Raw genomic sequence first — 1712 nt, forward strand, 5'->3', positions numbered from 1 at the left:
TGGCGAGCTTCCCGGGATCTATGCACAGGCCGATGTCTTCGTCTTCCCGTCGCTGACCGATACCTTCGGCAACACGATCCTGGAAGCGCTCGCCTGCGGCGTTCCCGTTGCCGCTTTTCCCGTCACCGGCCCCCTCGACATCATCGGCGAGGATGGCGAGGTCGGCGCACTGCACGCAGACCTAAAGGTGGCGTGCCTCGGCGCATTGTCCGCCTCGCGCGAGAAGGCACGGGATCTTGCCCTGCAATATTCCTGGGAAGCGGCAACGCAGCAGTTCATCAACAATATCCGCGCCGCCAACGGCGTCATTACGCCGAAATGGAAGAAGGCCTGGCAATATGCCAAGACCCTGCCCAAAAGCAGAAAGGCCGGCGATGCCGCCGGCCCGATGAAATCCGGAACCTGATTTTTCACTTGTGCAGGGCACTGCGCAGCGTGTCGCTGGCAAGCGTGATGGCGCTGCGGACGGCCGGGGTTTCGCTGATGGCGTTCAAGAGCACGAAGTCGTGGATCGTGCCGTTGTAGCGGACCGAGGTGACCTTCACGCCGGCCTGCGAAAGCTTGCGGCCATAGGCCTCGCCTTCGTCGCGCAGCACGTCGTTCTCATCGGTGACGATCAGTGCCGGCGGCAGGCCGTTCAGCTGTTCCAGCGAAGCGTTGAGCGGTGTTGCCGTCGGGTCCTTGCGCTTGGCTTCGTCCGGCAGATAAGCGTTCCAGAACCACTTCATCGCTTCCTTGGTGAGCCACGGGCCGTTGGCGAATTGATTGTATGAGCGGGTCTCAAAATTCGCGTCGGTGACCGGGTAGAACAGTACCTGTTGCTTGAGGGCCGGGCCGCCGCGCTCCTTGGCAAGCAGGGTGACGGCCGCCGTCATGTTGCCGCCGACGCTGTCACCGGCAACGGCTACGCGGCTCGCATCGACCTTGAACTCGTTGGCATGCTCCACGACATACTTCGTTGCGGCATAGGCCTGCTCGATGGCGATCGGATAGCGCGCCTCGGGCGAACGCTCGTAGTCGACGAAAACGACCGCAGCATTGGCGCCATTGGCAATCTCACGGACGAGGCGGTCATGCGTATCGGCATCGCCCAGCACCCAGCCGCCGCCGTGGAAATACATAACGACCGGCAGCGCGCCCTTGGCATTTTCAGGGCGGATGATCCGGAGCTTGATGCTGCCCGTCGGGCCGGCCTTGACCGTCCTGTTTTCTTCATGGACTGCGGGCTTCTTCACCTCGCCCTTCTGCGCGCCGGCGAGAATATTGCGGGCCTCAGCCGGAGAGAAGGTATAGATCGGCTTGCTGCCGGCAAGTGCATCGATGAATTTCTGCGTGGCCGGCTCCAGCACGGGATCGGCAGCGGCGCCAAGGGCCGAGGCGGCCAGGATCACGGCTGTGGAAAGTGCGGTCTTGATGGTCGACATTGTCTTGTCCTCTCAGTTTGCTGTTCGTTGCGAATGGATTTTATATCGCGCACGATTGTTTATTGCGCAATTAAAAATGACGCATTGCTGCCATGCACTAAAATCGCTTGCTATTATTTATCGCACGATTAAATTGATGTATTTCCGGAGACATGCCATGCAGGCGCAACCAGAACTCGACAATTTCATCTGCTTCGCCATGTATACGGCAAGCCACGCGATGAACCGCGTCTACAAGCCGTTGCTCGACGCGCACGGCCTCACCTATCCGCAATATCTGCGGCTGGT

2 protein-coding genes and 1 pseudogene are annotated in these 1712 nt (G+C 60.3%); 2 read left to right on the forward strand and 1 reads right to left on the reverse strand.

Going from position 1 to position 1712, the window contains the following annotated elements; genetic code table 11:
* On the forward strand, positions 1–406 hold a 406-nt coding region (locus C9413_RS31850; protein WP_170251513.1), incomplete at its 5' end, for a glycosyltransferase.
* Positions 407–410: 4 nt separating this feature from the next.
* Here C9413_RS31850 and C9413_RS31855 read toward each other — a convergent pair.
* Positions 411–1424, reverse strand: coding sequence for an alpha/beta hydrolase (locus tag C9413_RS31855; protein ID WP_039845535.1), 1014 nt, complete (start codon positions 1422–1424; stop codon positions 411–413).
* A gap of 157 nt (positions 1425–1581) precedes the next feature.
* Here C9413_RS31855 and C9413_RS34070 point away from each other — a divergent pair.
* Positions 1582–1712 (forward strand): annotated as a pseudogene (locus C9413_RS34070) (MarR family transcriptional regulator); the annotation flags it as partial.

The sequence above is a fragment of the Rhizobium sp. SEMIA 4085 genome, assembly GCF_013004495.1.
In the GTDB taxonomy this organism is placed as follows: Bacteria; Pseudomonadota; Alphaproteobacteria; order Rhizobiales; family Rhizobiaceae; genus Rhizobium; species Rhizobium gallicum.